This is a genomic window from Burkholderia sp. HAN2018, assembly GCF_024704855.1.
GTDB classification, from domain to species: Bacteria; Pseudomonadota; Gammaproteobacteria; order Burkholderiales; family Burkholderiaceae; genus Burkholderia; species Burkholderia cepacia.
In genome coordinates this window covers 1-2,322 of the sequence record NZ_QOBB01000456.1, presented here as the reverse complement: position 1 = coordinate 2,322, position 2,322 = coordinate 1, and the positions used below count along the sequence as shown (strand labels likewise).

1 protein-coding gene is annotated in these 2,322 nt (G+C 70.6%); it reads right to left on the bottom strand.

Annotated elements, in window-relative coordinates; genetic code table 11:
- Nucleotides 1-14: 14 nt before the first annotated feature.
- Nucleotides 15-2,129 carry a site-specific recombinase gene (locus DPV74_RS40885; RefSeq protein WP_119339252.1) on the bottom strand — a complete coding sequence of 705 codons (2,115 nt, stop codon included), beginning with the start codon at nt 2,127-2,129 and terminating at the stop codon, nt 15-17.
- Nucleotides 2,130-2,322: the final 193 nt, after the last annotated feature.

Genomic DNA, 2,322 nt, shown 5'->3' with positions numbered 1-2,322 from the left:
AGGCCGCCGTGGGCTCAGTGCGAGCCCGGCTGGCCGGCGCGGGCGGCCGGGCCGCTGCCCGGCCAGAACAGCGCGAGCGGATTCGACAGCACCGTGCGGACGATCGCGGCGACGAGCGCGCGCACCTTGGTCGGGCGCAGGCTGCGCGAGCGCACGGCCATCGTGAACGCGAGCGCGAAGCTCACGAGCACGTTGAGGATCGCCATGCTGAGCACGCCGGCGCCGGCCCACCACAGCTCGGGGGTGCCCAGCGCGTCCTTGCCCAGCACGCCGAGCGCGATCCCGATCGAGCCGGCCGACAGCGTCACGTGCCGCACCTCGAACGGGAACATGAACACGGTGACGATCGCGGGGATGAGACCGAGCATCAGGCCGAGGCCGACGTTCGCGACCACGCCGGCCACGTTCGACCGGCAGAAATGCGCGAGCTTCGCGGCGCCGGCCGCGCCGAGCGTGAGGCGCAGCCGGCGGTTGTACGTGAGCGCGTCGCCGACCCGGTGCAGCACGAACCAGTTGTCGGCCCAGCCCGCAAGCAGGCTCGACGCCCACAGCAGCACGCCGGTCAGCGCCGCGTAGAGCGGCGTCGGGCCGAGCAGCGAGAACGAGTGCAGCGTCGCGTGCGCCTTCTCCGGCGAGATCAGGTTCGCATGCAGCAGGTTGCCGGCGAACAGCTGCACCAGCAGGCACACGGGCAGCACGACGAGCACGTTGCCCGAAATCGCGGCGGCCTGCGTGCGGATCAGCGCGATCACCGATGCCACGAACGCCTTCACGCCTTCGTCGTGGCCCGTGTCGTCCAGCTCGCGCGCGAGCGTCGGCGCGGTCATCGCAGGCTGCTTGGTCGCGAGCGTGAAGTGCAGGAAGTGCATCAGCATGAAGCTGGCCGCGTAGTTGATGCCCGCGAGCAGCCCTTCGAGCATCGACTGCAGGTGCGCGCCCGTGATCGCGAACTTCACGCACACCGTCACGACGGTGACGAGGCCGCCGCCCGCGGCCATCCGCAGCATCTTCAGGTACTCGGCGCGGCCGCGCGAGATGTAGTGCTCGCCGGTGTCCGCGTTGGTTTCGACGAGCTTGCGCGCGAACAGCGAGAAGTTGCTGCGCACGAGGTGCGACACGCTCTGGCTGTTGTGGTTCGCGTCGACGAGCTCGGCCGTCAGGTGCGCCATCCCGTGCAGGTCGTCGCGCGCCATCCACGCGTTGAGCAGCATCTCGGCGCGCAGGATGCGCATGCGCATCCGCTCGACCTGGAACACGATGTCGACCGACACGCCGTTGCGGTACAGGTGCGAGAACACCTCGTCGACGGCGATCCGGCATTCGTCGAGCAGCACGCGCAGGTAGTTGACCTCGTGCAGCAGCTTGCTCGGGTCGCCGCCGTCCTCGACGGCCGCGTGCGCGGTCTCGACCGCGAGCATCGCGCGCGTGAGGCGGTAGAACGGCTGCGTTTCCAGCGGCTTGCGCGCGTCGTCGTCGGAGAGCCGGCTGCGCACCGTCTGCGACAGGCCGGTCGAGCTGATCTGGCAGGTCAGGTTGTGCAGCGCGGCCAGCAGGTCGCGCGAGAACGAACCCGGCTCGTGGCGCTCTTCGTCGGTGACGTCGAACGAGAACAGGTCGGCGAGGCGCGTGAGGAGATCGTCGGGCAGCGCGTCGATCCATTGCGCGTCTTCCGGCGTCGGGAACATCAGCGTGAAGAGCGCCGACAGCTCGCGGCGGTTCGGCGCCGGCGGGATCAGCGACGAGTCGATCCGCTCGAACAGCGCGCCGAAGAAGCCCGAGTGCACGGGCATGCCGGCGTCGCACAGGAGCGAGATGCCGTCGCACTCGCGCAGGATGCCGCGCAGGATGCGCGCGGCGTGCGCCTTCCATGCGGGGTTGCGATCGAGCACGTGGAACAGGTAGCGCAAGCGCGCGTGGGCCGGATACGCGCGCGCATCGGCGTCGCGATCGGCCGGCGCGTCCTGCATCGTGCCGGTGCGGCGCAGCCAGTGCGCGAGCTCGATCAGCCATTCGCTGCGCTCGGCGTACGACGCATCGGCGTCGGCGTGCGCGAGCAGCGCATCGAGCTGGTGACCGGCATTGCGCGACGCGCGCCACTTCTTGATCAGGGTCGTCAGGGAACGAAACATAAACGGAATAGCGAAAGCCCTCGGCGGGCGGGTTCGGGATGCCGGCCGGGAAACGGCGCGGCGCCGGGGAGAACGGGTGAGACGGGGCAGGTTGCCGGACGATGCGAGGCGACCCGCGATGCGGCTGCCCCGCTGCGGTGCACGGTGCGGGCGCCGGGCGGCACGGCGGTCGGGCCGAACACGGCCCGGCGCC

What these genes read in the sequence shown, in the direction of transcription:
- DPV74_RS40885 (WP_119339252.1), bottom strand. Translation starts at nt 2,129, where the DNA reads ATGTTTCGTTCCCTGACGACCCTGATCAAGAAGTGGCGCGCGTCGCGC.